We start from the raw sequence: 21,211 nt of genomic DNA on the forward strand, positions 1-21,211 counted from the left end.
ATTGGAACGAATTGCAGGGACCCCTTTTCTTTTCGCCAAAATTTACCTATGATAAAAACAGAAATAGAAGATTGAGCGGTGATGAAGATGAAGAACATCCTATATATCGAAGATGATAAAGAAATCGGCAAATGGACGAAAGATTATCTCCTTGAAAAAGGCTACTCGGTCGACTGGCTGCAGTCAGGGGAGGGAGCAGCCCAGGCAGCTGCCAGAGCGGACCTGGTCATCCTTGATGTAATGCTGCCAGGTCTGGACGGTTTTACGGTCGGCCAGCGCCTGAAGAAGGATGCTCCGGGGATTCCTATCCTGATGCTTTCGGCCCGGACGGCTGTCGATGATAAGCTGCAGGGCCTGCAGTTTGCCGATGATTACCTGACAAAGCCATTTCATCCGGAAGAGCTGGCGGCAAGGGTCGATGTGCTGCTCCGGAGGTATGGAAAGCCGGAACAGAGCCGGCTCCTGCTTCGCCATCTCGAAGTCAGCCTTGGGGAGAATCGCATCACCGATACAAGGAGCGGCGAAGAGATCATCCTGACAGGCAAGCAGCATCAGATTTTCATGTACATGCTCCGCCATCCGAACCAGATTCTCACAAAAGAGCAGATTTTTGAGGCAGTCTGGGGGGAGCCCTATATGGACGGAGATAAAACCTTGATGGTCCACATCCGCTACCTGCGCGAAAAAATTGAAGAAAACCCAGGCTCGCCTGCCATCCTGGAAACCATCCGGGGCATCGGCTACAGGGTGAAGCAATGAAGCCAAAATCACTGCAGGGCAGATACCTGCTCATCATCCTGCTGGCGCTGGTGCTCATGCCAATCACCTTTCCGCTCGTTTCAGTTTTATTCCATATCCCATTTTCCATGCAGGAGCATGACCCGAATGTCTATGAAGACAGCAAAGGCATGGAATCAATGTGGAAGGAAGAAGGAAAGAAGCTCGGCGGCAGGACGGATGAGGAAATCAATGAGAGGCTCCGGGAGCTTAAGCAGAAGTACAATAAGGCAAGCATCTTTTGGGTCGACGGACAGGGGAGCACAAAGCTGAAGCTTCCAGAGCAAATAAAGATCCCTGCCCAGTGGGACCCGCTGTACACCATAGATTTCATGAAGACGAACAGGGGCCTTGAAGCTGATCCCTATACTGTCGTTTCATTCATCGGGTCCGGGAAATCCGAAGGGTTCATGGTCATCCAGGTGCCCCGGGGAGAAATGGACACAGAATGGGAGCAAGTAAGCAGAAGCTATGACTATTATTATCTGATTGCCACCTTTGGGGTGCTGGGATTGTTCCTTTTTGTGTCCTGGATTTTCTTTTACAGAATCCGCCAGAGACTGCTCCGTCTCCAGGAGGCAATGGACAAGCCTGCTGAAGGCGGGATCCCCCTGCCGATCGCCATTGATAAGAAGGATGAAATCGGCCAGCTGGAAGGGGCTTTTAACCGGATGATCGACCAGCTTGAAACAGGCAGGCAGCGGGAGCGGGAAGAAGAAGAGCTGAGGCGCCAGCTGATCGCCAATCTCTCCCATGACCTCAGAACCCCGCTGACAACAATCAGGGGCCATGCCTATTCTTTGAAAAAAGAAATCACTTCCGAAAAAGGCCGGGAATCTCTCGAACTCATTGACAATAAAGTCAACTATCTTGGCCAGCTGATCGAAAACCTGCTTTCCTATACACTATTAACCTCAGGCAAGTATCCATACAATCCGGAAAAAACGGATATCGTCCGGCTCGTAAAAACCTCGGCAGCCGCCTGGTATCCTGTTTTTGAAAATGAAGGCTTCGAGCTTGATATTGAGCTGCCGGACAAGAGCATCTACTGGGATATAGACGGGCAATGGATGAACCGCATCCTCGATAATCTGTTTCAGAATATCCTCCGGCACGCCGCCCAGGGCAGATATGTCGGCGTCCTGCTTGATGCAGAAAAGGAAATTCTGGCCGTAAAAGATAAAGGGCCGGGAATGACAGGAGAGTCGGCTGGAAAAGGCGCCGGCATCGGTCTCTCCATTGCAGCTCTTATGCTGAAGGAGATGGATCTTGATCTTCAGATTAACAGCAGCAGCGGCGGGACGGAGATGGTGATTGGAGGGAAGGGGGATTTGGGAAAAGGGTATAAGGATGGATAGATATTGAGCGAGGGTTCGGATTGCATATATCCGGGCCTTTTTGTCGCTGTAATGAGTTATATCTTCGAATGGGGGCTGTTGATTTCCGTTCCAGGCACTTCGCTTTCCGCGGGGCGGCGCTGAGCCTCCTCACGCTCCGCGCTGCGGGGTCTCAGCTTTGCCGCTGCAATCCCGCAGGAGTCTACGTGCCTTGCACTCCAATCAACAGGGTTTATAAAATTTGGTTTGTCGTTGATTCGCTCCAGCATTTCCAATGCTATTAGTTGGTAAATAATGTATAAGGTAGAATAACCAAAAAAGTAGGTAGAATCTTTTAATTTTTTGGTAGAATAATTGAAAATTTATGTAGAAAAACGCCGAATTTAGGTAGAATCAGCCGGAATTTATGATGTGAGCACCATCGGGTTCTTAGACAGCTAGAATTTTTCAACCCAAAATACCTCAATTCTGCCCAGAACCAGCCGAAAAACAGGCAGGCATGCTAATTTCCCCCCTTTTTTTAAACCAAATTTAAACTTCCCCCCACCCCCAGCTTAACCTTCGCGGGATAAGATGGTTCCGAGGTGAAGAAAATGAGCGAATTAATCTTGGAAACGAATGGTTTAACGAAAAAGTTCGGAAAACGGAGTGCGGTCGAAAATGTGGATCTGCGGCTGGCGAAAGGAGAAATATACGGATTCCTAGGCCCTAACGGTGCGGGCAAGACAACGACGATCCGGATGCTGCTCGGGCTGGCCAGGCCGACGGGCGGTTCCATCCATATCTTTGGCAGGGATCTGAAAAAAGAGAAGTTGCAGATCCTTCGCAAGGTTGGCTCTCTTGTTGAATATCCATCCTATTACGGACATCTGACCGCCATCGAAAATCTTGAGGCTCTCCGCAGGATTCTCGAGGTGCCAAAATCACGGATCGATGAAGTGCTGGCCATTGTCCGCCTGTCAAAGGAAGCGAAACGGCCGGTAAAAGGCTTTTCCCTTGGAATGAAGCAGCGGCTTGGAATTGCCGCCGCCCTGCTCGCGAACCCTGAGCTGCTGATCCTTGACGAGCCGACGAACGGACTGGACCCATCCGGCATTCTTGAAATCCGCGAGCTGATCAAAAGCATGCCGGCACAGCATGGAATGACCATCCTCGTCTCCAGCCATCTATTATCAGAGATCGATCAAATGGCAACACAGGTGGGCATCATCTCCAAAGGGTCGATGATTTTCCAGGATTCGATCCATGTTCTCAGGCAGAAGGCAAACAGCCAGATTGCGATTACAGTCAATGAAACAGAGAAAGCCTGGAGAGCGCTGCTGTCAAACGGCATCCAGGCAGAAAAAAAGCGGGAGCACCTGCTGCTTGACGGGACAGACACCCAGGTGGCCGCGGCTGTGGAAACACTGGTCCGCCATGATGTTTCTGTATACCGTGTCCAGGAGCAGAGAAAAACGCTCGAGGACATCTTCCTGGAGCTGACAGGAGAAGGGGGAAGCCTGTGATGATGAACATGCTTTCCGCCGACTTTCTGAAAATCAAAAGAAAGATGATCCTGTTCCTCGTTTTTCTCGGCCCCTTTGGCGTTGTCGCTCTTGAAGCGGTCAATTTCGGGCTCCGCTATGAGTATTTGACAGGAGTTTATGCAAAAGATTTATGGAAAGGCTTGATCGGTGAAGCCAGCTTCCTCAGCATCCCTGCGATCATGCTCGGGCTTGCGCTGGTCACCAGCATGATTGCCAATATTGAGCATCAGACAAATGCCTGGAAGCAGCTCCTGGCCCTTCCTGTTTCTAAAGGAAAGGTGTTTACCTCCAAGTTTCTATTGGCAGCCATCTTATTGTTTATTTCCTGTGTACTGCTATTCGTTGGGCTGATCATTCTGGGACTGATCCTCGGATTTGGCACAGACTTTCCCTTCCTTCATCTGGCGGAATCAGTGTTCTTTCCTTATTTGGCTGGGATGCCTTTCATTGCACTGCAGTTATGGATTTCCATCACCATGAAAAATCAGGCCATTCCGCTGACGGCCGGCATTCTGGCGACGGTGCTGACCCTGTTTTCCGTGAAGTTCCCGGACTGGGTCCCGCTGAAATGGCTGTTTCTTGAGAGCTGGGGCGGTCCTTTTTATTCGGCACTGGCCGGCGTCCTGCTCGGCATCGGCATCTACTTGACCGGGCTGATTGATTTTTCCAGAAAGGAAGTGAAATAGCATGATCAATCTATTAAGCTCTGAATGGCTGAAGCTTAGAAAATCTTCTGTCTGGCTGCTTATATTTATAAGCCCCCTTCTGGCATCTCTGGCTGGCTTTGCCGAAGCTGATGTGCCTGGGATGGAAGGGGAGCTTCAATGGCTCTACACCCTCAGCAGCATGGCGTTCGTCCATGCGCTGCTGTTCCTGCCGCTCTTGACCGGTGTATTTTCTGCATTTGTCTGCCGCTATGAGCATCTGGGCGGAGGCTGGAAGCAGCTGCTGTCACTGCCGGTTTCCCGGAGAAATGTATATATCGTGAAATTCAGTCTTGTTATGGGGCTGATTGCTGTCTCCCAGCTGCTCTTTTTAGGCGGCCTGCTGCTGGTGGCACAGCTGAAAGGATTCGATGCACCGATTCCGTGGAAAATCATCCTGGAAAGCATAGCCGGCGGATGGGTTGCCTGCCTTCCGGTCGCGGCCCTGCAAATGTTTGTTTCAGCCGCATGGTCCAGCTTTGCCGCTCCGCTGGCCATCAATGTGGTCTTTACACTCCCAAACATTCTGGTAGCCAACTCAGAAACCTACGGCCCGTTCTATCCCTGGGCACAGCCATTTCTGACCATGATTCCGCGGATGGGAGAAGAATTCGGGGCACTGAATGCCTCCATGGAAACCCTCCTGATTGTCATCCTCGGCGGCTTCGTACTGTTTTTCCTATCAGGAATGACGTACTTTCAGCGCAAGGAGATTTAGTATCCAGTTTGTGTGGAAAAATGGGGGCGGATATTTGTAGATTAAAACTATTTAGTCTTAACAATTTGCTGCTGTTTTCCGTTCCAGGCACTTCGCTTTCCGAGGGGCGACGCTGAGCCTCCTCCCGCTCCGCGGTGCGGGGTCTCAGCATTGCCGCTATCTCCCGCAGGAGTCTACGTGCCTTGCACTCCAAACAGCAGGTTCTAAAACTTTTTAAGCACCCTTATAATTCCGCAGTTTTTTTTCCTCTGTCACCACTAATCTCTTTTTACACCCCTCCATGGATGTTTTTCCCACTACCTATTAATCCACCATCAAGAAAGCTACAATAGATACATATACCAAAAAGGAGGCTGCTGCATGAAAGCAACAGGAATCATTCTTGCGGGCGGGCGTTCAAGCCGGATGGGCCAGAATAAGGCGCTTATGACCTTAGAGGGAATTACGGTCATTGAACGGGTGCGTGATGAGCTGAAAAAGGCAGTCCAGGATATCATCATTGTCACCAACTCCCCGGAAGACTACGATTTTCTCGGCTGCCCTATGGCTGGTGACATCTATCAGGACGGAGGGCCGCTTGCCGGACTCCATGCAGGACTGAAAAATTCGCAAACAGACTATAATCTTGCCGCAGCCTGTGATATGCCCTTTCTTTCAGCCGGGCTCGGCAGCATCCTTTTAAACGAGCTGGGCGAATGCCAGGCCGCTGTTCCGAAAATCTCCGGGCAGCTTCATCCCTTGTTCGGTGCCTATCACAAGGGGTTATACCGGAGGGCAGAGGAAATGCTTGAAGCAGGCGACCGCAAAATGAGGAATCTGCTCACAGAGGACAGCCGGATTTTATCAGAGAAAGAGCTTTTGGAAAAAGGCTGGGGTGGTGAGGAGGCCTGTTTTTTCAATATGAACCATCCTTCTGAATACGAGCAGGCTAAGCGTATGCTCGGCAGGGAATCTTAAAATTGGGAATGGGAAGCCAATCCTGCTATTCTATATAGATAAAAACTTCGAGAATCCTAAGAGGTGAGAAAATGGATTTTGAACTATCAAAAGAACCGATTGATGTTCAGGCTGTCACTGATAAAGTCATCCAGCGCAATGCTGGGGCGGTCACCGTGTTTATCGGGACGGTCAGGGAGCTGACGGGCGGCAAGAAAACCCTGTATCTCGTCTATGAAGCATATGAATCAATGGCAGTGAAGAAGCTTGAGCAGATCGGCCATGAAATAGAAGAAAAATGGGAAGGCGCGAAGGCAGCCATCACCCACCGGACAGGCAGGCTGGATATTACCGATATAGCCGTCGTCATTGCTGTATCTACCCCGCACAGGGCGGATGCCTATGAAGCGAACCGCTATGCCATCGAAAGAATCAAGGAGATAGTCCCTATCTGGAAAAAGGAACACTGGGAGGACGGGGAAGAATGGATCGGCAACCAGCTTGAAACCGTTTCTTATCCGGCTGGCCGTCCGCAAAAGGAGGATCTGGATGAATAAAATCAAACTGTTTGCCCACTTGCGTGAAAGTGCAGGCAAGGAAGAAATCGAGCTTGACGCCGCGGGCAAGACGATCAATGAACTGAAAGCCATTTTAACTGAAGCCTATCACCTTAATCTGGAAACCGTAATGACAGCAGTGAACGAAGAGTTCGCCCTGGATCACGAGCTGATCAAAGAGGGAGACGTCATCGCTTTCATCCCGCCGGTCAGCGGCGGCTGAGGAGGGGAATAGGTTGGACGAAAGATATTCGCGCCAGACGCTTTTTCCCGGAATCGGCACGGCGGGACAGGAGAAGATCGCCCGGAAGCATGTCCTGATCATCGGGGCCGGGGCGCTGGGCTCCGGCTGTGCAGAGCTCCTGATCCGTGCGGGGGTCGGGAGTATGACGATCATTGACAGAGATTATGTGGAAGAAAGCAATCTTCAGAGGCAGCAGCTTTATGCAGAGAAGGATGCCAGGGAAAAACTGCCGAAAGCAAAGGCGGCAGAAAGGCGGCTGAAGGAAATAAATTCTTCCGTCAACTTAAGCTGCATTGTCGGGGATGCAGATCCTTCACTTCTGGCTGAGCTTGCGCCTGGAACTGATCTGATGATTGATGCCACTGACAATTTTGAAACAAGGATGGTCATCAATGATCTGTCCCAGAAACTTGGAATACCATGGATTTACGGAGCCTGTGTCGGCAGCTTTGGAATGAGCTTTACCGTGATCCCGGGCAAGACCCCATGCCTGAATTGCCTTCTGAAAGCTGTTCCGCTGCAGGGGCTTACCTGTGATACAGGCGGCATCATCGGACCGGCCGTCCAGATGACCGTAGCCCATCAGGGGGCAGAGGCGCTGAAAATCCTGGCAGAAGACTGGGACGCTGTCAGGACTTCGTTTGTCAGCTTCGATCTTTGGCACAGCCAGTATACAAATATGGGGACTGCCAAAGCCAAGGATCCGGGCTGCCCTTCATGCGGGGCTGAAAGGACCTATCCTTACCTGGAGCAGGATAACCGGACCAGGACAGCCGTACTCTGCGGCCGGGATACGGTCCAGATCCGCCCGCCCGGTAAGCGGGACCTGGATCTCGAAGGGCTGGCAGGGCAGCTTGGCCGGCTCGGCTATGAAGTAAAGGGCAATCCCTATCTTCTGTCTGCCGAGCTGGGTGCCGAAAGGGCCGTCTTTTTCAGTGACGGCCGGGCCCTCATCCATGGCACGAAGGATGAGTCCCATGCAAAAGCCATCTACCAGCGTCTGCTGGGTTAAATACAGGAACCCCTCTGCCTGGCTGCAGAGGGGTTCTGTTTTTTTTCAGTAAGAAAGCCGCCCAGGGGGGTGTCCCGGAACGGCTGGAGAACCTTCTTACTTATTCGTTTGAACCTACAATGACAAGCTTGCCTTCATCAAGCACCTTTTCGTATTGCTCAGCTTCCACCTTTGAAAGGCCGAGAGCTTCGAACTTGTTGCGGAGCTCGTCGCCGCGCTTATTGAACATATTGCCGACAGAATCAAATAAGCCCTGTTCCTTCAAGCCGACGCTCCCAGTGTTCGTAGCATCAGTTAAATCTTCGGAACGGTTTTCGTCATGCGCAAAAATAAAGATATTGTCCTTTTCATAGCCTTCTGCTGTTAAAGTTTTAATAGTATCCGTTGCTTGTACGCCGTTTTCACAAACCTCAATTTTATACATGAATAATTCCTCCTCTAATTTTTTTGGACAATGTGCCTGTCCGCTTATTCTTTTATTTATCCTTTTTTTCCATACTTAAACTTCAATCTTTGTGTACAATGTTTCAGCAAAATTTTACAAAAAAGGCAGTTCTCATTTTATAATGTAAACGAACGGGTATAGAAAAGGAGCGGAGATATTGAAAAAAGAACAGGAAGTATTAGAACAGATGGAGGCGCTTATGAAGGAACTGAAAACTTCCCGCAAGCAGGCTGCAAGTGCCGCCGCTCTTGAAGGCAGCGGGGGTGCGTTCACGTTTTCACGGTTTTTGCGCTACGGATTCAGGAAGTGGAGCTGGAAAATCGGGCTGCTTTTATTGTCGCTTATTATGATCGGAATTTTGCTTACAGCAGGAATCTTTTATTTTTATACAGGGTCATCAGCTCAAGAAGAGAAAGGGAGTTTTATAGAACAGGTGCGGGGCCTGTCCACGCTGGCATCATCACAGGCGCTCGTGAAGGCCGTGATTGAAAAAGAAGACAATGAACTGTTTGGCAGGCAGATAGAAACGGATCTGCCGGGGACAAAGCGCAAGCTTCTGTTTATTGTCCCGGGAACGGTAACGGCAGGGGTCGATCTTGAGCAGGTTGGAGAAAAGGATATCAAGGTGTCGGAAGAGGATAAGAGGATTGAAGTTTCCCTTCCGAAGGCAAGCATCCTCCAGGAGCCGTCGCTCGATCTGGAGCATGTCCAGACATTTTCGGCTTCCGGGATTTTTCGGGGTGATGTGAACTGGGATGAGGCATACAGCCTTGCAGCAGAGGCAAAGGAACTGGTAGAAGCGGAAGCGATTGACCAGGGGATTCTTGAACTTGCTGAGAAGAACGCAGAAAAAACGATCAGCGAATTTTTTGGCAGGCTGGGCTATGAGGCCTCTGTCAGCTATAAGGGGGATTCTGATGCAGCTATTAAATAACCGCTGGGGCGAGCTTCTGGAAGAGGAGTTCGAAAAAGCGTATTTTCATGAACTGGAAAGATTCCTGGAAGAAGAATATGCGAGCGAGACGGTCTATCCGGCCAGGGAAGATATCTTCAACAGCCTGAAGTATACCGATTATGAGGATGTAAAAGTGGTCATCCTGGGGCAGGATCCGTACCATGGACCGGGACAGGCCCATGGTTTGAGCTTCTCGGTCAAGCCGCAGACCAGGATTCCCCCCTCCTTAAGGAATATTTTCAAGGAGCTTCATGAAGACCTTGGCTGCAAAATCCCTGATAACGGGTATCTGGTCAGCTGGGCGGAGCAGGGTGTCCTGCTGCTGAATACCGTTTTGACCGTGCGGGAGGGGGAAGCCCATTCCCATAAAAATAAGGGGTGGGAGACTTTTACCAATAGCGTTATTGCCCTGCTGAATGAAAGGGAAAAGCCGGTCGTATTCCTGCTTTGGGGAAAGCCCGCCCAGGAAAAGGCCAAGCTGATTGATAATCCGAGCCATATTATCCTAAAATCAGTCCACCCCAGCCCACTATCAGCAAGAAGAGGATTCTTTGGCAGCCATCACTTTTCAAAAACCAATCAGATTTTGAAGGATAATGGGGAAGAGGAGATAGACTGGCAGATACCAGATCTCTAATTCCGGCATGTTTCACGTGGAACGGAAATTGCATATGAAGAATGCCGTCGAAAGCTGACGGCATTTTTTAATAGACAAGTATAAAATAAGGCGGGCAAGACGCTTCCGCCTTTCTCTATTCAAAGAACTGTCAGAGTTTTAGGATGTATAATGGGTACAAGTCATGTAAAATAGAAACCGATAGCCAAATGAGTTAGAAATAAGGCTCAGCAAAGGATGACAGGATTGGACAGCAATCAGCCAAATTGCTTTAAATGCAAGCATTTCTACGTGACATGGGACCGGCAGTTTCCGAAAGGGTGCAGGGCGTTTCAATTTAAGGGAAGGCAGCTTCCGTCCAAAGCGGTTGAAAGGGCTTCAGGCCATCCTTGCCTTAAATTTGAGGGAAAGTCCAAGTAATTTCGGCTGCCTGAATAGCATGGGTGCCTGCTGCCGAAAATGGAGCTGTAGAGATTTAGGAAAAAGAGGTGAACAGTATGCAGATACCTGTTGGAAATCTGCTTGCCAAGATTGAAAAGGAGCTGCAGGGGGCCAAATCAAGCTCTTCTGAGGAAATGATCCGGGAGCGGGTGTATTCTATAAAGGCTTTATGCGAGCTGCTTCTGGAAGGTGAGAAGACAAGTTCAGAGCCGGTGCGGCCGGCTGCATCTTATATTCCTCAGCCTGTACAGGAAAGTGTGCCGCTGGCTTCAATCCAGCAGCCCAGGAAGATGAATATGGAAAATGAAGCAAATGGAGATTCAATTTTCGACTTTTAAGAAGTCGATGAAGAGGTGAAATCATGAAGATTTTTATCATAATCGGTGCAATCAATGCGTTCCTTGCTGTTGCTCTTGGTGCTTTTGGCGCCCACGGCCTGGAAGGAAAAGTTGAACCTAAGTATCTTGAAACCTGGAAAACAGGTGTAACCTATCAAATGTTCCATGCCACCGGACTTCTGATCATCGGTGTTCTGCTGGGACGACTGCCGGCAACGGCCTTACTGTCATGGTCCGGCTGGCTGATGCTGATTGGAATCATCCTCTTCTCCGGAAGCCTGTACGTTCTGACGCTGACAAAGATCAGTGTCCTCGGCGCCATCACGCCGCTCGGCGGAGTCGCCTTCCTTGCTGCATGGGTTCTCCTGATCATTGCCGCAGTTAAATATCTGTAAAAAAACGAGCCTGGCTGCATAAGCCAGGCTTTTCATTATCTTGGCGGAAAGGCTGCCAGCCCTGGAGCCGCTCCATATGGATAGTCATACTCAATCTCTTCATCAAATGTAATATAATCCAGATAAATCATCGGGATCAAATAGCGTGTGCCTGACTGCGGATCGCTCAAGATCAGGTGATCCCTTCCTGCCGCTTCAATGATTCCCTTGAAAATCTTCGCATTCCATTCCCTGTTGTTCTCAAAGGTGGCGTAAACGGTTGCCAGCTTCCCTTTGTTCAGACGGAGGATGTTTTCAATGTAGGATTGCTCAATAGGCAGCATCCCGGGAACCTGTGAAACGGGTGAACCTGAAGGCGGAGATGTGGTGAGCATGGAACCGGACGGCATCTGCGGATAGGCCTGCTGGGCGCCGTATCCCTGTGCCTGTGTGCCGGCCCCATAGTAAGGCTGCTGCTGTTGCGGCTGCTGCTGCTGATAAGGCGGATAGGTGCGGTAATCAACATATTGCTGCTGCGGTACAGATTGCTGTTTCAAAATAAATCCCTCCTAAATGTCATTAATAAACAGTGGGACAGTCTGCCCGGGCCGGCTGGAAGAAGCAATGTGCTTTGTATCTTCCGGCATTCGGCTGATTATACCATTGGGCAGGGCAGTCCCCGGTGGGGCGGAAAAACCAGAGCGAATTGCTGGCAGGATGATGGCGCTGCCCCTTGATGACTTTCCTGGCCAGGTCGAGCTCATTCTGACGGGGCCGCTGATAAAAGTAGCCCTTGATGGTGGCTTCAAATCCGCCTGGCCGCTGATAAACCATTTTCCGGATGGAAGGAATCTCTTTGAAATCCAGGCAATCGGCCCTGACCCGGTTCACCCCGACATTGCCGACCATCAGCATGCCCAGATTTCCTTCTCCTTCAGCCTCCGCACGCATCAGCCTTGCGAGAAGCTTCACATCCTCTTCGGTATAAGGAATAACGGCCATAACTTCACCTCTCTCAGCAGCTATTCAAAGGCTGTAAGTGAAAGTATCCGTATAAAACCAAACTCACTATTTCATAAATATGTGGGAAATGCTGTATTATGCCTGATGGGGGAAAGAAAAGCGGAGGCGACTGTTCAGAATAAAGGAACGCAGGCTAAAGACGCCACGTCCTGTGGCAACGCCTGCATGACCCGCATCCTGCGGGCCCAGCATAAGGCGCTTTGGAATTGAAGGCGTTCTTTGCCTTCGGTTCCAAAGTAACTTATGACTCGAGCACCTAGGAGCCGGAGCTGGACAAAAAGAAAAGCGGATGGCGCTTGCTCTATAAGCAGGAATCTATTTATTGGTAACTGTATAGATAGAAAAATTGGAAGCCCAATTGCAGTAAATGTGACGGTTTTTTTTCAATAAAAAAAGCCCCGGCAAAAGCCGAGGCCTGATTCATATATTAAACATTCAGGAAGGTGCCTACCTGGTCTTCCAGGAGCAGGTTTCCGACAAAGAAGGAGCCGAATTCGCCGTAGCGGGCGCTCACTTCATCAAAGCGCATTTCGTAGACAAGCTTCTTGAATTGAAGCACATCGTCTGCGAAGAGGGTTACTCCCCACTCGTAATCGTCAAAGCCGACAGAGCCGGTGATGACCTGCTTTACTTTGCCTGCATACTGGCGGCCGATCATGCCGTGGCTGCGCATCATATTGCGGCGGTCTTCCATAGGGAGCATATACCAGTTATCTTCACCCTGGCGGCGCTTGTCCATCGGGTAGAAGCAAACATATTTTGCTTTAGGAAGCTCCGGGTAAAGGCGTGCCAGGACATGAGGATTTTGATAAGGATCCTCTCCGGCCGGCAGATAGTTGCTGAGCTCCACAACGGAAACATAAGAATGTGCCGGAATGGTATATTCCGCAAGCTTTGATTTATTGAACTCATTCTCGATCTCATTCAGCTCTTCCATTGTAGGGCGCAGGATCATCATCATGAAATCTGCTTTTTGTCCAACAATCGTATATAAAGCATGGCTGCCATTCTTTTCGCTCTGCACGGAATTCCATTTATCCACAAGGCCCATAAACTCCTGGATTGCTGCATCGCGCTCTTCTTTCGGAGTCATTTTCCATGTCGTCCAGTCCATTGTGCGGAAATCATGGAGGCAATACCAGCCATCAAGCGTTTGTGCTGCTTCAGTCATTCTGATCACTCCTATATATGTACTCGAATTCTCATCAATACTATATCATAGTTTCACCATAACACGTCTGCCTGAAACTTGAAAATTATATGTCACTTACCAGCTTTCAAAAATTATTCTCAATCAGGTTTCCGGCCGGGAAAACAAGGGGATTCTAAAGAATAGCAGATTAGGCAACCAGAACGGGCGCGAAATCGGATATTTTCCGGCAAAAAGGACCATATTAACATCGTCCGGAGAGAATCGATTCCCAGATATAAATATAAGAATGTTAAGAAAACAAAAACTTTTCAGGTGTAACCGCTGCCACTTCTCCTTGTTCTTGAATTTTCACAGTGGAGGAGTATCCTAAGGGAGTGAGAATAGCGGACGCAGGCTCACTTCTATGGATAAAGGCAGTCTCAGCGCCGCTTAAGCCGAGTGATTTGTTACATATAAAAGGAGGATTTTCATATGAGTGATCTTTTTGAAGGATTAAGGAATAAGGTTTCCGGCAATAATCTGCGAATCGTATTTCCTGAAGGAACAGATGAAAGGATTCTGACTGCAGCAGGCCGTCTGGCAGCTGACAAAATTCTTACCCCTATTCTGATCGGGGATATTGCACAAATCGAGGATAAAGCAAAATCATTGGATGTATCCCTTGATTCTGTCGAAATCTATGACCCGAAAAACTTTGCCATGATGGACGAACTTGTTGCTGCATTTGTTGAGCGCCGCAAAGGAAAAGCGACAGAAGAAGATGCCCGCCGCATTCTTCTTGATGAAAACTATTTCGGCACCATGCTTGTTTATGCCAATAAAGCAGACGGCCTTGTCAGCGGAGCAGCTCACTCTACTGCAGATACAGTCCGACCGGCTCTTCAGATCATTAAGACAAAAGAAGGCGTCAAAAAGACTTCCGGTGTCTTCATCATGGTCCGCGAAGATGAAAAGTATGTATTTGCCGATTGTGCAATCAATATCGCACCAGACAGCGCAGATCTAGCGGAAATCGCCATCGAAAGCGCCAAGACAGCAAGAATGTTCGACATCGACCCGCGCGTTGCCATGCTGAGCTTCTCTACCAAAGGCTCTGCAAAATCGCCTGAAACGGAAAAAGTATCCCAGGCAGTTGAAGAAGCCAAGCTTCGTGAGCCATTGCTCATCGTGGATGGCGAATTCCAGTTCGACGCAGCCTTCGTTCCATCTGTTGCTGAAAAGAAAGCTCCGGATTCACCGCTGCAGGGAGATGCTAATGTATTTGTATTCCCAAGCCTGGAAGCAGGGAATATCGGCTACAAAATCGCCCAGCGCCTTGGTAACTTTGAAGCGGTCGGACCGATCCTTCAAGGCCTGAACCGTCCGGTAAATGACCTGTCCCGCGGATGTGACCAGGAAGACGTGTATAAGCTTGCTTTGATCACAGCAGCTCAGGCATTGAATCAGTAATAGAAGGGAGCCGGCACTCTGGTGTGCCGGTTCTTTTTTGCGGTGCTGCGTGTTGTGGCGCGGCGCGGTGGGGCTGTCAGCTGCCAGTTGGTAGAAAAAACACTCAATTCGGTAGATTACAGTGTGAAGTCGGTAGAATATAGCGTCAAGTTGGTAGATTCCCGGGGGGACCCGGTAGAATATGCCCCGAATTGGACAGAAAGCAGCTCCCGCGCTGTTTGCCCCCCAAAGATAGGCTTTTTTCAGGCAGAGAGATCAGTTTTAAAGCAGAAAAAAGCAGTCAAAAAGCTGAACTCAATAACCAACTGCGCACCCGATCAGCGGCTCCGCCCCTTTTCTTCTTCCCGCCGCCCGTATGCTATAATAATCCCATATTGTTTATTTAAAGGAGTACTGAAGATGAACGAAGCAAGTGAGCTGCTGCAGCAGCCGGAGTGGCGGATAATAGACCAGTCGAGTGCGGGACTGCATTTGAATGCGATGCATTCGTTCGGGATGGATGATACGCTCTGTGCTTCTGTCGGATCGGGAAAAACCCCTGCAACGGCAAGAGCATGGGTTCATGACCGGACGATCGTGCTCGGCATCCAGGATTCACGGCTTCCATACCTGGAAGACGGGGTGGACTGGCTGCAAGAGCAGGGTTACCGGGCGATTGTCCGCAACTCGGGCGGCCTGGCAGTTGTGCTGGATGAGGGTGTACTCAATCTGTCGCTCATTTTTCCGGAATCAGAAAAAGGGATTGATATCAACCGCGGCTATGATGCTATGTGGCTTTTAATAAAAGAAATGTTCAGCGACTTTCCATATGAAATAGAAGCAAGGGAAATTGTCGGTTCTTATTGCCCCGGCAGCTATGATCTGAGCATCGGCGGCAGGAAGTTCGCCGGCATTTCCCAGCGCAGACTGCGCAAGGGTGTGGCAGTCCAGATCTATTTATGCGTAAACGGCAGCGGCAGCGGGCGGGCTGCATTGGTAAGGGAGTTTTACACCAGGGCGAAAAAGGATGCGGTAACGAAGTTCCTGTACCCTGACATTACACCGCCGGTCATGGCATCGCTCAGCGAGCTGCTCCAGTCCGAGCTGACGGTCGCAGATGTGATGATGAGGTTCCTGAACGTGCTGAAAAGCAGATCAGGCAGGCTGTATGCCGGAGGACTGAATGAAGAAGAAGCCGGCCTTTATGAAAGCTATTATGAGCGGGTCGCCGAGCGGAATGAAAAAGTATTCGGCACCCTTCAGGATCCCGCCTGACCATCCAGGAATAGAAAAACCGCCCTTTAATCCGGGCGGTTTTCTGTTTAAGGGGGCAGGCTGCTGCCATTTCTTCTCTCCGAGTCTATAAAACAGCGGGGTCCTTTATTCTGCTACCTTTTCCAGGTTCCCGTTGCGGTCCATCTTGAATTTGGTGGCCGGGCGTTCTTCCTCGTCAAATAGTACCAGCTTTCTTGCCCTGTTCATAATTTTCATGAGCGTCTCGTAATCTTCCTGGATCGTGACGGTATTCTGTTCCAGCATGCCGATTTTTCCGGATAATTCCTCATTCTGGCTCCTCAGCATGGCGATTTCGCGCCTCAATCTTTCATTCTCGCTTTTTAACAGATCAGCGCTGAGGGTGGAGCCGTTCAGGCTTTGCAAATAGCTGATAACCGAATCCAGATTCAGCTGGGCCCGCGGCTGCGGCGCCGATTGATAAGCAGGATAAGAGAATACTGGTTCTGGAGCTTCGATTGTTTCTTCTTCAGCATCTCCATCGGCATCTATATCTATTTCTGTATAAGTCTCCGTATAGACTTCTGTTTCTTCCGGCATTGGCAGTGTATCAGCAGTGAGCAATTCAACTTCTTCAACAGCTGGGACCGGAGGATTGTACAGCAGCTTTTTCTTGCCGCCCTGTTCTTTCCCGAGCAGCCTGTTGCGCTGTTTGCGCTGTTTCTTGGCGAGCTGCAGCGCCTTTTCGTAGCGGTGCCTAACAACAGCGTTCCAGCGGAATCCGCAGGCGGCAGAAGTGCGGTTCAGCTTATCTCCGACTTCCTCGAAAGCGTTCAGCTGGGTGCTTCCTTCCCTGACATGCCTTAATACCGTCTCAGCAAGCAATAAATCATTTTCTTCTGACCATGCATCCTGTCTTACTTTCATTTTTTCTTCAACTCCCTGGGCAAAATTGGTTTATATAACCTTCTAGCACTAGCATGGCCACATCTTTCTTTCTTTATACAGAGGGAATAAAAGGATAGTAGTTTTTTTTTCTGATATATTCAGGGACTGGGGAGAAGGGAGAATGTGCTGGAAAAAATGCCTGCAGCCTGCCAGCGGTGCTAAAGATTGCAGCTTGCAATACAAGTTCAGAAAATGTAAAATACCCTTTAGTGCCTCCGGGCAGATTAATTGAGATAGCAACTAAAATTTTCTATAGATAATTTAAAAATGATAGACCGAGAAAGGGATGTACGAAATGGCAAACGAATTCCGTGTTTGCGACGACTGCCAGGCAGTTAATCTGAAAACACTGATCCCCATGCTGAAGGATATCGACCCTGAGGCAAAAGTGGACGTAGGCTGCCAATCCTATTGCGGGCCGGGCAGGAAGAAGACTTTTGCATTTGTCAACAACCGTCCTCTGGCAGCATTGTCAGAAGAAGAGCTAAGAGAGAAAATCGAAAAAAAGCTGAAAAAATAAATCGCCTTTGACACCTGTCTTAAGGTGATTTTTTATTCGCCAAATGCTGTGCGGCTCCGGCAGATGGGGCAATTTCTTTTCTTCCCGGTACGTTTAGCCTGCTGCCTGTTTGTGGAAAAAGAACATCATCTGAACACAGGGAAAATTTTATTTTTCCGAAAGCCTTGCTGTGTCTGGATTTTGTCGAAGAAAAGGGAATTACAGCAGATTTTGTAATGATTTAGCGGTGAAAACTGGCTATAATAGATACAAAGGAAAAAAACGGGAATAGGCCGGGCTGGTGCACAGGAAGAGGGGAAAAGATGCCATATTCAACGGAAAAATTAAGCGAAGAAAAAGTATTCAAGGACCCTGTCCATCGTTATATCCATGTTCGTGACAGAATGATCTGGGATTTGATCGGGACGAGGGAATTTCAGCGCCTGCGGCGGATCAAGCAGCTGGGGACGACTTATCTGACCTTCCACGGGGCAGAGCACAGCCGCTTCAATCATTCACTCGGAGTCTACGAGATTGTCAGGCGCATCATCGATGATGTATTTGCCGGCCGGGAAGAGTGGGATGACAATGAACGCCTTGTATCCCTCTGTGCGGCGCTCCTGCACGATTTGGGGCATGGCCCTTTTTCCCATTCATTCGAAAAGGTATTCGACCTGGATCATGAGCATTACACACAGGCAATCATTCTTGGCAATACCGAAGTAAATCTTGTCCTTTCAAGAGCCGGGAAGGATTTTCCGAAGGATGTAGCCGACGTGATTGCGAAGACTTACCGGAATAAGCAGGTCGTCAGCCTGATTTCCAGCCAGATCGATGCCGACAGGATGGACTATCTGCAGCGCGATGCGTATTTCACCGGTGTCAGCTATGGCCATTTTGATATGGAAAGGATTCTCCGGGTCATGCGCCCGAGGGAGGACCAGGTTGTCATCAAGCAGAGCGGGATGCATGCGGTCGAGGATTATATCATGAGCCGCTACCAGATGTACTGGCAGGTCTATTTCCACCCGGTAACAAGAAGTGCGGAAGTCATATTGACGAAAATCCTGCACAGGGCCAAACAGCTCCATGAAAATTATTATGCATTCAAGTACCTTCCCCTCCATTTCTATACACTGTTTGAAGGCGAAGTGACGCTGGAAGACTATCTGAAGCTTGATGAAGCCGTGATACTCTATTATTTCCAGATGTGGCAGGAAGAAGAAGATCCAATTCTGAGGGATTTGTGCAAAAGGTATATGGACCGCAATCTCTTTAAATATGTGGAATTTGACCCGGCGAAGGAATACAAGAAGCTGGCCGAGCTGTCTGTGCTGTTCAGCAAGGCAGGGCTTGATCCTGAGTATTATCTGGTTGTCGATTCCTCCTCAGATCTTCCGTATGACTTTTACAGGCCGGGAGAGGAAGAGGAGCGTCTTCCGATCCACCTGCAGATGAAAAACGGGGACCTGCGGGAACTGTCGCGCGAATCGGAAATTGTTGATGCGATATCCGGAAAAAGGCGGACGGACCACAAATTATATTATCCTGCTGATTTGATTATGGATGAGGGCAGCAAGAAGACTATTAAGAAAAAAATCCGTGAAATGCTGGAGATCTAATCGACATACATAGAAGCGGTAATTACTTTGGAGTAGGAGATGAGGGGTTTTGTTAAAAGATCATGCCAATTTGGTGCACGCTTTGGCGGCTTCCGGGGAAGTCATCGGCCGGAAAAAGCTTCAGAAGATGATTTTTATTGCAAAGAAGATTTCTTTTCCTTTTCAGGAGCGGTTCCAGTTCCACTTTTACGGACCTTATTCAGAGGAGCTGACACTGAGGGTGGAGGAGCTTTGCAATATGGGCTTCCTGAATGAAGTGAAAGAGAAGAAGGGCGGCTATTTTCAATACCGGTACACACTGACGGACAACGGCCGGGAATTTCTATCCGTCAACCAGGTTAATATGCCTTGCCTGCCGGACTGTCTGGAGGATATGAACAGCCAGAATGCAAGATTCCTGGAGCTTGTCTCAACGGTTTTATATTTTGATAATCTTCCCCGCGAAGAGGTGCAGGAGAAGGTGTTCACTTTAAAGAGCAAGCAGAAGTACACAGAAGAAGAGGTAGAAGAGGCCTATCAATATATTGAAAAGCTGAAAGAAAAAGCTAAGCACTAGGGGTGTGCTTAGCTTTTTCTTTAGTTTGCGGGCCTTACAAGGGTATTTTAGTCTTCGTCGCTTAAGCGTTTGCCTGCTACGGCATAGTGGTTCTTGCTCATTTCTTCAATAAATACGACGACTTTGTCTTTAGAAGCACCGGTCGTTTCGCTGACCGCATCGGTCACTTTTTCAACAAGAGCTTTTTTCTGGTCTTCTGTACGTCCTTCAAGCATTTTGACTGTTACATATGGCATAATAACTTCCTCCTTTTTATACTTTTTACTATAGCAGAAGGCTTGAGGGAAGTGCCAGTTCGGGGCGCGGGCTGATGCCGGGCTTTTCCCGGAAGCGGAGTTTTCCCTTCGCCCGGCATTTCATGTATACTGAAAAATAGATAAGTATGCAGGCGTGTGCCTGCTGCCTAAGGACTTTATTCATTCACATAAAGGGGTATTGCCGTTGGAACAATTCTTAGCCTTTTCTTTAAGGGAGATTCCCTATGTAGCATTGACTTTGATGATCGCTTTTACGGTCCATGAATTTGCCCATGCGTTTGTTGCTTATAAATTCGGCGACCCGACGGCACAAAAGCAGGGGCGGCTGACGCTCAATCCGATCCACCATCTGGACCCCCTTGGGACCATCCTGATTTTTATAGCGGGATTCGGCTGGGCACGGCCTGTGCCGGTGAACCGTTTCCATTTCAAAAATCCAAGGCTTGCGGGGATATCGGTTTCGCTTGCCGGACCGCTCAGCAATCTGTTGATGGCGGGCCTGGGCCTTGGCATCTGGTACGGACTGGCCGCGGCCGGAGCAGCAGCGGGCCTGCCTGATTTTGTGCCCGAGTTCCTGGATTTGTTCATTTACTTGAATCTCATGCTGTTTGTGTTTAACCTGCTGCCTTTTCCGCCTCTTGACGGATACCGGATCATTGAGGATCTCGCCCCGGCGGGGATCAGGCCTAAGCTCACCCAGTTTGAGGCATATGGTTCGATTATATTCCTGATTCTTGTCATCACACCGCTTGATCAGTATACGATCCAGCCGATCTTCGGCACTGTGCTGCCGGTCCTGATCAACGGGATGCATGACTTCTTCTCGGGACTGTTCCTGCGCGGCTGACAAATTCGGAAATCAGGCCAAAATTAACGATCAAATTATGATAACTGACCTTTTTAAAAGGAGGATAAATCAAATGGAAGAAAAGAAGAAAAAAAATATTGGCTTCAACATCATTAAGAGCGACCCGACAGACGGGCATGGCGGCTTTGGGGGAGGCTCCCTCAGCCTTGATAATGTGTCACCGGTCTTTGTGGATGTGGAAGCGGGAGATGCCCATGTTGATATCGGTGCCATGCATGCAAGAAGCACTGTAGAAAAAGGAATCAAGTTCCTGACCAACCAGGAGGACGTTCCGAACGGAAAGCCTTACTGGCTCGTATGGGTGACGATCGACCGCAAGCAGGAAGGCCCTTATTATGCCGGTGTCACTGCCTGCTTTATGACGGTGGACCGGGAAATCCGCCGCGGCTATAAACTGCTGCCTGAGCATGTCAACAGGCTTGATAAAAGCATCAAACGCCATATCATCGTCGACCATATGGATGACAAGTCTAAAGGAATCCTTGCAGACTTCCTGAAGAATCACGATATGGGCATGTGGGAAAGGGCAGAAGACCAGCTGAAAAAAGATTTGGCTTCCAGTTAAAAATTTTGACGAAATTGTGACAGATTTTCGAACTTAAATTCCAACCTACTTGCCGAGCGGCGATAAAAAAAGTAAACTT

General features: G+C 49.2%; 25 protein-coding genes and 1 pseudogene. 20 read left to right on the forward strand and 6 right to left on the reverse strand.

Going from position 1 to position 21,211, the window contains the following annotated elements:
* Positions 1-81 precede the first annotated feature (81 nt).
* From Q9R36_RS13150 to Q9R36_RS13190, 9 genes are all read left to right on the forward strand, one after another.
* The gene (locus Q9R36_RS13150; RefSeq protein WP_009794353.1) at positions 82-759 is read left to right on the forward strand and encodes a response regulator transcription factor; all 678 of its coding nucleotides are present in this window, start codon (positions 82-84) and stop codon (positions 757-759) included.
* Complete coding sequence (locus tag Q9R36_RS13155) at positions 756-2,135, forward strand: HAMP domain-containing sensor histidine kinase (RefSeq protein ID WP_311225297.1); 1,380 nt, start codon at positions 756-758, stop codon at positions 2,133-2,135. The genes Q9R36_RS13150 and Q9R36_RS13155 overlap by 4 nt, the downstream gene beginning before the upstream one ends.
* A 572-nt stretch (positions 2,136-2,707) precedes the next feature.
* Positions 2,708-3,619, forward strand: a complete 912-nt coding sequence (locus Q9R36_RS13160; protein ID WP_009794351.1) for an ABC transporter ATP-binding protein — start codon at positions 2,708-2,710, stop codon at positions 3,617-3,619.
* Positions 3,619-4,326, forward strand: coding sequence for an ABC transporter permease (locus tag Q9R36_RS13165; protein WP_224948800.1), 708 nt, complete (start codon positions 3,619-3,621; stop codon positions 4,324-4,326). Before Q9R36_RS13160 ends, Q9R36_RS13165 begins: the two co-directional genes overlap by 1 nt.
* A gap of 1 nt (position 4,327) precedes the next feature.
* Entirely contained in the window at positions 4,328-5,062 is a 735-nt protein-coding gene (locus Q9R36_RS13170) for an ABC transporter permease (RefSeq protein WP_311225298.1), read from the forward strand.
* 360 nt (positions 5,063-5,422) lie between these two features.
* On the forward strand, positions 5,423-6,019 hold the full coding sequence (mobA, locus tag Q9R36_RS13175) for a molybdenum cofactor guanylyltransferase (protein WP_224948801.1): 597 nt from the start codon (positions 5,423-5,425) through the stop codon (positions 6,017-6,019).
* Positions 6,020-6,090: 71 nt separating this feature from the next.
* Entirely contained in the window at positions 6,091-6,555 is a 465-nt protein-coding gene (locus Q9R36_RS13180; RefSeq protein WP_009794347.1) for a molybdenum cofactor biosynthesis protein MoaE, read from the forward strand.
* Positions 6,548-6,778 carry a molybdopterin converting factor subunit 1 gene (moaD, locus tag Q9R36_RS13185; RefSeq protein WP_009794346.1) on the forward strand — a complete coding sequence of 77 codons (231 nt, stop codon included), beginning with the start codon at positions 6,548-6,550 and terminating at the stop codon, positions 6,776-6,778. Before Q9R36_RS13180 ends, moaD begins: the two co-directional genes overlap by 8 nt.
* Positions 6,779-6,791: 13 nt before the next feature.
* Positions 6,792-7,811 (forward strand): ThiF family adenylyltransferase, encoded by a 1,020-nt coding sequence (locus tag Q9R36_RS13190; RefSeq protein WP_009794345.1) that lies wholly within the window; start codon positions 6,792-6,794, stop codon positions 7,809-7,811.
* A gap of 100 nt (positions 7,812-7,911) precedes the next feature.
* Here Q9R36_RS13190 and Q9R36_RS13195 read toward each other — a convergent pair whose 3' ends face one another.
* On the reverse strand, positions 7,912-8,235 hold the full coding sequence (locus Q9R36_RS13195; protein ID WP_009794344.1) for a YflT domain-containing protein: 324 nt from the start codon (positions 8,233-8,235) through the stop codon (positions 7,912-7,914).
* A gap of 178 nt (positions 8,236-8,413) precedes the next feature.
* Here Q9R36_RS13195 and Q9R36_RS13200 point away from each other — a divergent pair, with 178 nt between their 5' ends.
* From Q9R36_RS13200 to Q9R36_RS13215, 4 genes are all read left to right on the forward strand, one after another.
* Positions 8,414-9,190 (forward strand): DUF4230 domain-containing protein, encoded by a 777-nt coding sequence (locus Q9R36_RS13200; RefSeq protein WP_311225299.1) that lies wholly within the window; start codon positions 8,414-8,416, stop codon positions 9,188-9,190.
* Positions 9,174-9,848 carry a uracil-DNA glycosylase gene (locus Q9R36_RS13205; RefSeq protein ID WP_396137115.1) on the forward strand — a complete coding sequence of 225 codons (675 nt, stop codon included), beginning with the start codon at positions 9,174-9,176 and terminating at the stop codon, positions 9,846-9,848. Before Q9R36_RS13200 ends, Q9R36_RS13205 begins: the two co-directional genes overlap by 17 nt.
* 476 nt (positions 9,849-10,324) lie before the next feature.
* Positions 10,325-10,606: a YwdI family protein gene (locus Q9R36_RS13210; protein ID WP_094769431.1), complete on the forward strand. Its 282-nt coding sequence runs from the start codon at positions 10,325-10,327 to the stop codon at positions 10,604-10,606.
* Between the two features lie 23 nt (positions 10,607-10,629).
* Positions 10,630-11,001, forward strand: coding sequence for a DUF423 domain-containing protein (locus tag Q9R36_RS13215; RefSeq protein WP_009794339.1), 372 nt, complete (start codon positions 10,630-10,632; stop codon positions 10,999-11,001).
* 35 nt (positions 11,002-11,036) lie between these two features.
* Here the strand turns inward: Q9R36_RS13215 and gerQ are convergent, their stop codons facing one another.
* The 3 genes from gerQ to hemQ all read right to left on the reverse strand — a co-directional run bounded on the left by gerQ (position 11,037) and on the right by hemQ (position 13,174).
* Positions 11,037-11,537: a spore coat protein GerQ gene (gene gerQ, locus Q9R36_RS13220; RefSeq protein ID WP_009794338.1), complete on the reverse strand. Its 501-nt coding sequence runs from the start codon at positions 11,535-11,537 to the stop codon at positions 11,037-11,039.
* 22 nt (positions 11,538-11,559) lie between these two features.
* Positions 11,560-11,982 (reverse strand): cell wall hydrolase, encoded by a 423-nt coding sequence (locus tag Q9R36_RS13225; protein WP_009794337.1) that lies wholly within the window; start codon positions 11,980-11,982, stop codon positions 11,560-11,562.
* 448 nt (positions 11,983-12,430) lie between these two features.
* Positions 12,431-13,174 (reverse strand): hydrogen peroxide-dependent heme synthase, encoded by a 744-nt coding sequence (hemQ, locus tag Q9R36_RS13230; RefSeq protein ID WP_396137116.1) that lies wholly within the window; start codon positions 13,172-13,174, stop codon positions 12,431-12,433.
* Between the two features lie 453 nt (positions 13,175-13,627).
* Here hemQ and pta point away from each other — a divergent pair, with 453 nt between their 5' ends.
* Positions 13,628-14,605: a phosphate acetyltransferase gene (gene pta / locus Q9R36_RS13235; protein ID WP_009791662.1), complete on the forward strand. Its 978-nt coding sequence runs from the start codon at positions 13,628-13,630 to the stop codon at positions 14,603-14,605.
* Between the two features lie 399 nt (positions 14,606-15,004).
* Positions 15,005-15,859 (forward strand): octanoyl-[GcvH]:protein N-octanoyltransferase, encoded by an 855-nt coding sequence (lipL, locus tag Q9R36_RS13240; RefSeq protein ID WP_022544518.1) that lies wholly within the window; start codon positions 15,005-15,007, stop codon positions 15,857-15,859.
* A 105-nt stretch (positions 15,860-15,964) separates the two neighbouring features.
* Here lipL and Q9R36_RS13245 read toward each other — a convergent pair whose 3' ends face one another.
* On the reverse strand, positions 15,965-16,744 hold the full coding sequence (locus tag Q9R36_RS13245; RefSeq protein WP_094769433.1) for an RsfA family transcriptional regulator: 780 nt from the start codon (positions 16,742-16,744) through the stop codon (positions 15,965-15,967).
* Between the two features lie 316 nt (positions 16,745-17,060).
* Here Q9R36_RS13245 and Q9R36_RS13250 point away from each other — a divergent pair, with 316 nt between their 5' ends.
* The 3 genes from Q9R36_RS13250 (at position 17,061) to Q9R36_RS13260 (ending at position 19,442) form a co-directional block, all read left to right on the forward strand.
* On the forward strand, positions 17,061-17,285 hold the full coding sequence (locus Q9R36_RS13250; protein WP_022544517.1) for a YuzB family protein: 225 nt from the start codon (positions 17,061-17,063) through the stop codon (positions 17,283-17,285).
* 302 nt (positions 17,286-17,587) lie between these two features.
* On the forward strand, positions 17,588-18,886 hold the full coding sequence (locus Q9R36_RS13255; protein ID WP_009791657.1) for an HD domain-containing protein: 1,299 nt from the start codon (positions 17,588-17,590) through the stop codon (positions 18,884-18,886).
* A 49-nt stretch (positions 18,887-18,935) separates the two neighbouring features.
* On the forward strand, positions 18,936-19,442 hold the full coding sequence (locus tag Q9R36_RS13260; protein WP_311225300.1) for a YwgA family protein: 507 nt from the start codon (positions 18,936-18,938) through the stop codon (positions 19,440-19,442).
* A gap of 47 nt (positions 19,443-19,489) precedes the next feature.
* Here Q9R36_RS13260 and Q9R36_RS13265 read toward each other — a convergent pair.
* Positions 19,490-19,714, reverse strand: a pseudogene (locus Q9R36_RS13265) (2-hydroxymuconate tautomerase); the annotation flags it as partial.
* A 169-nt stretch (positions 19,715-19,883) separates the two neighbouring features.
* Here Q9R36_RS13265 and Q9R36_RS13270 point away from each other — a divergent pair.
* Together Q9R36_RS13270 and Q9R36_RS13275 are read left to right on the forward strand one after the other, a co-directional pair.
* Positions 19,884-20,546: a site-2 protease family protein gene (locus tag Q9R36_RS13270; RefSeq protein WP_094769435.1), complete on the forward strand. Its 663-nt coding sequence runs from the start codon at positions 19,884-19,886 to the stop codon at positions 20,544-20,546.
* Positions 20,547-20,619: 73 nt separating this feature from the next.
* Complete coding sequence (locus tag Q9R36_RS13275; RefSeq protein WP_022544515.1) at positions 20,620-21,132, forward strand: YwhD family protein; 513 nt, start codon at positions 20,620-20,622, stop codon at positions 21,130-21,132.
* Positions 21,133-21,211 lie beyond the last annotated feature (79 nt).

Origin of the sequence: Bacillus sp. AG4(2022) (assembly GCF_031844465.1) — a bacterium.
Lineage (GTDB): Bacteria > Bacillota > Bacilli > Bacillales > Cytobacillaceae > Bacillus_AB > Bacillus_AB infantis.

Excerpts from the sequence above, each read along its gene's own strand:
- Q9R36_RS13150 (WP_009794353.1), top strand. The coding sequence starts at position 82 with ATGAAGATGAAGAACATCCTATATATCGAAGATGATAAAGAAATCGGC.
- Q9R36_RS13155 (WP_311225297.1), top strand. The coding sequence starts at position 756 with ATGAAGCCAAAATCACTGCAGGGCAGATACCTGCTCATCATCCTGCTG.
- Q9R36_RS13160 (WP_009794351.1), top strand. The coding sequence starts at position 2,708 with ATGAGCGAATTAATCTTGGAAACGAATGGTTTAACGAAAAAGTTCGGA.
- Q9R36_RS13165 (WP_224948800.1), top strand. The coding sequence starts at position 3,619 with ATGATGAACATGCTTTCCGCCGACTTTCTGAAAATCAAAAGAAAGATG.
- Q9R36_RS13170 (WP_311225298.1), top strand. The coding sequence starts at position 4,328 with ATGATCAATCTATTAAGCTCTGAATGGCTGAAGCTTAGAAAATCTTCT.
- mobA (WP_224948801.1), top strand. The coding sequence starts at position 5,423 with ATGAAAGCAACAGGAATCATTCTTGCGGGCGGGCGTTCAAGCCGGATG.
- Q9R36_RS13180 (WP_009794347.1), top strand. The coding sequence starts at position 6,091 with ATGGATTTTGAACTATCAAAAGAACCGATTGATGTTCAGGCTGTCACT.
- moaD (WP_009794346.1), top strand. The coding sequence starts at position 6,548 with ATGAATAAAATCAAACTGTTTGCCCACTTGCGTGAAAGTGCAGGCAAG.
- Q9R36_RS13195 (WP_009794344.1), bottom strand. The coding sequence starts at position 8,235 with ATGTATAAAATTGAGGTTTGTGAAAACGGCGTACAAGCAACGGATACT.
- Q9R36_RS13205 (WP_396137115.1), top strand. The coding sequence starts at position 9,174 with ATGCAGCTATTAAATAACCGCTGGGGCGAGCTTCTGGAAGAGGAGTTC.
- Q9R36_RS13210 (WP_094769431.1), top strand. The coding sequence starts at position 10,325 with ATGCAGATACCTGTTGGAAATCTGCTTGCCAAGATTGAAAAGGAGCTG.
- Q9R36_RS13215 (WP_009794339.1), top strand. The coding sequence starts at position 10,630 with ATGAAGATTTTTATCATAATCGGTGCAATCAATGCGTTCCTTGCTGTT.
- Q9R36_RS13225 (WP_009794337.1), bottom strand. The coding sequence starts at position 11,982 with ATGGCCGTTATTCCTTATACCGAAGAGGATGTGAAGCTTCTCGCAAGG.
- hemQ (WP_396137116.1), bottom strand. The coding sequence starts at position 13,174 with ATGACTGAAGCAGCACAAACGCTTGATGGCTGGTATTGCCTCCATGAT.
- pta (WP_009791662.1), top strand. The coding sequence starts at position 13,628 with ATGAGTGATCTTTTTGAAGGATTAAGGAATAAGGTTTCCGGCAATAAT.
- lipL (WP_022544518.1), top strand. The coding sequence starts at position 15,005 with ATGAACGAAGCAAGTGAGCTGCTGCAGCAGCCGGAGTGGCGGATAATA.
- Q9R36_RS13245 (WP_094769433.1), bottom strand. The coding sequence starts at position 16,744 with ATGAAAGTAAGACAGGATGCATGGTCAGAAGAAAATGATTTATTGCTT.
- Q9R36_RS13250 (WP_022544517.1), top strand. The coding sequence starts at position 17,061 with ATGGCAAACGAATTCCGTGTTTGCGACGACTGCCAGGCAGTTAATCTG.
- Q9R36_RS13255 (WP_009791657.1), top strand. The coding sequence starts at position 17,588 with ATGCCATATTCAACGGAAAAATTAAGCGAAGAAAAAGTATTCAAGGAC.
- Q9R36_RS13275 (WP_022544515.1), top strand. The coding sequence starts at position 20,620 with ATGGAAGAAAAGAAGAAAAAAAATATTGGCTTCAACATCATTAAGAGC.